The organism is Candidatus Symbiopectobacterium sp. (assembly GCF_020054415.1).
Lineage (GTDB): Bacteria > Pseudomonadota > Gammaproteobacteria > Enterobacterales > Enterobacteriaceae > Symbiopectobacterium.
The window spans coordinates 1-2575 of record NZ_JAHWCO010000721.1; the positions used below are offsets into that span (position 1 = coordinate 1).

The 2575-nt window shown below is 51.7% G+C and carries 4 protein-coding genes and 3 pseudogenes; 4 read left to right on the forward strand and 3 right to left on the reverse strand.

Annotated features, from left to right (window positions below):
• On the reverse strand, positions 1-104 hold a 104-nt coding region (locus QZ506_RS20755), incomplete at its 3' end, for a helix-turn-helix domain-containing protein (RefSeq protein WP_367273049.1).
• Between the two features lie 94 nt (positions 105-198).
• Here QZ506_RS20755 and QZ506_RS20760 point away from each other — a divergent pair.
• From QZ506_RS20760 to QZ506_RS20770, 3 genes and pseudogenes are all read left to right on the forward strand, one after another.
• Positions 199-594, forward strand: a pseudogene (locus tag QZ506_RS20760) (iron chelate uptake ABC transporter family permease subunit); the annotation flags it as partial.
• 23 nt (positions 595-617) lie between these two features.
• Positions 618-1169 (forward strand): glutathione peroxidase, encoded by a 552-nt coding sequence (locus tag QZ506_RS20765; RefSeq protein WP_291973617.1) that lies wholly within the window; start codon positions 618-620, stop codon positions 1167-1169.
• A 112-nt stretch (positions 1170-1281) separates the two neighbouring features.
• Positions 1282-1719 (forward strand): hypothetical protein, encoded by a 438-nt coding sequence (locus QZ506_RS20770; RefSeq protein WP_291973619.1) that lies wholly within the window; start codon positions 1282-1284, stop codon positions 1717-1719.
• A gap of 231 nt (positions 1720-1950) precedes the next feature.
• Here QZ506_RS20770 and QZ506_RS20775 read toward each other — a convergent pair.
• Positions 1951-2218 (reverse strand): annotated as a pseudogene (locus tag QZ506_RS20775) (IS1 family transposase).
• On the opposite strand from QZ506_RS20775, the gene QZ506_RS20780 reads away from it, so the two are divergent.
• Positions 2186-2335 (forward strand): hypothetical protein, encoded by a 150-nt coding sequence (locus tag QZ506_RS20780; RefSeq protein WP_291973621.1) that lies wholly within the window; start codon positions 2186-2188, stop codon positions 2333-2335. The pseudogene QZ506_RS20775 and the gene QZ506_RS20780 sit on opposite strands and share 33 nt — an antisense overlap.
• 115 nt (positions 2336-2450) lie before the next feature.
• Here the strand turns inward: QZ506_RS20780 and QZ506_RS20785 are convergent.
• Positions 2451-2575: pseudogene (locus QZ506_RS20785) on the reverse strand (IS5/IS1182 family transposase); the annotation flags it as partial.

The following is a 2575-nucleotide window of genomic DNA, read 5'->3' on the forward strand; positions in this document are numbered from 1 at the left end:
GACACGCCCATGATCTTGCAGGCTTTTGATACGTTACCGAGTTCTTCGGCGAGATTGAGCAGGCTGGCTTTGTGTTTGATAATGGGATTGTTAGTATGAAGCATGAGAGTTACCTCGCGTTTTGTTTAAGGATTAGACACCCATATCAAAACCGGTAACTCTCAACCTTTCAAGGTCCAGTGTCAGATCTAGTCGCGACTAATACAGTTAAGCCGTCAGGGACAGACGCTCAACCGTCTTTCTCTGGGGGAGATTCAGGCACGGCAGTTGGGAATCTCTGTTCATCGCTGGCGTAATCTTCTGGTGCTGGTGGTGCGCATTCTTGTGGGGATTAGCGTTGCGCTGGCCGGTGTTATCGGGTTTGTCGGGCTGATTGTCCCCCACGCGCTGCGCCTGATGGGGTTGACCGATCGACGCTACTTGCTGACGGGCTGCGGGCTGGCGGGTGCCATGACGCTCTCGCTCTCTGACACCATGGCGCGCGTAATGATCCCCTCGGCCGAGTTGCCCATCGGTGTAACCACCGCGACGCTCGGCGCACCGTTGTTTATCTGGCTGCTGCTGCGCCGGCGTAATCCGGTAAATGTAACCTAATGACGTACAACAGGAAGGTGACTATGAGTAACGACATCTATGCAATCCCGTTGACCACGATTAACGGCGAGGCGACCACCTTTGGCGCTTATCAGGGACAGGTCGCACTGATTGTTAACGTGGCCTCCAAATGCGGTTTAACCAAACAGTACGATGCGTTGGAAAAACTGTATGAAACCTATCGCGAGCGCGGCTTAGTGGTGCTGGGGTTTCCTTCCAATGAATTCGCCGGACAAGAGCCGGGCAGCGACGCTGAGATTCAGGAATTTTGCCGTGCCACCTATGGCGTGCAGTTCCCGATGTTCAGCAAGATTGAGGTAAATGGCGAGCAACGTCATCCCCTGTACCGTCACCTGATTGCCGCACAGCACAAAGCTAAGGGAAATCTGCTTAGCGGTTTTTATGGGCGCTTACTCAATAAAGGTCGGGCGCCCAAGCATCCTGAAGATATTCTGTGGAACTTTGAAAAATTCCTGATCGGGCGCAATGGCCAGGTGATTCAGCGTTTCTCTCCCGATATCGCTCCGGATGACAAAATGATTGTTAACGCCATTGATGCTGCGGTTGCCGAGTAATTGTTGACGCAAGAGTTGAAGCATCACGTCCCCTGCGCGCTGCGTCTGACCAACGTTGCCTGCGGGCGGCGTCTACAGCTCGTCAGCGTCAGCGCCTATGCCGGTCGATGAAGTGGTCGCCCAACTTGCCACGCGTCTGATGTTAACGGATAAATTGACGCGTCCGTTGACGGAGCTGTCCGGCGGCGAGTGGCAACGTGTACATCTTGCCGCCGTATTCTTACAGGTATGGCCTTCGCTGAATCCTTATGCTCGCCTGTTGGTGCTCGATGAGCACGCCACTGGTCTGGACGTAGCGCAACGCGTGGCGCTTGATGCCATGCTGAAAGTGTTGTGTCAGGCAGGGTTGATTGTGCTAGCCAGCGCTCATGATTTAAATCACAGCTTACAGCAGGCTGATGATATATGGTTGATTTCAAAATGTAAACTGATTGATGCTGGCGACGCAGCAGGCGTCATGCAGCCTGAACGACTGGCCCCGGTTTTTTGCATAGACTTCCAGCGTCATCGCGTTGGCGAGAGCGACTGGCTGGTGCCGGTGTCCGAGTAACCGGTCATTTACCGCGTCATGCTTGCAAAAACAGTGAAATCAACGCTAAATTAGGCTGTAATATCATTCTGATAGCGTGACATTCCCCGCAGGGCGCGGTGAACAATAAAACGAACCGATACTCGCAGGATACCGCAGATGCGTTTGATTCAGGGGTTGCTGATCGCAAGTTTGTTTTTGGTTGTGTGCAGCAGCCACCGCGGGTCGTGTATTCAATGAGTTGATGTAGCATCAAACGTAGTACTCGCGTTCGATGTAAGTACCGATGATACTATCGTGCATTTCGGATGATTTTGAATATCCTGGCGTCTTGCGATTGAGCCGTTGCAATCGGTTACGCACTGTCAGATGCGCACGCTCAATACGCTGTGTATACAGCTTGCTAACAATGTGTTTTACTTTTGGAAGTTCGTCGTTGTAAGCCCTGTAGCTATCCGTGTTTGCATGACTGACGACGGTAACGCTGATGGCCACTTTTGCCATGACCGTGTTTTTTCACAGGAGATGTCTGTTCACAAAACTGGCATCTTACATCAACTTTAGCCACTGTATTCCACATCCAAAACCGGACATTTCACACTGCAATCAACATATTGTATACACGACCATTCGCTGAGTACAACGCCCGGTGCAATATCCGTGATATTTTTCAGCGTCAGACTTTCATCCGGGTGAGGGCTTTGTTGAATAAATCAGAACCTGTAATGACTGCGCCCCATACGGGTCGATTGTTACGTGATGCGAATACTGTTCGGCATTCCTAATAGCGTGATCCGGTTAAGCGCTTTGACCATGGCCATGGCTTCACCCACCTGAGCATCGTAGTCTCTCAGACTTAGATGACCACCCAGAAGCC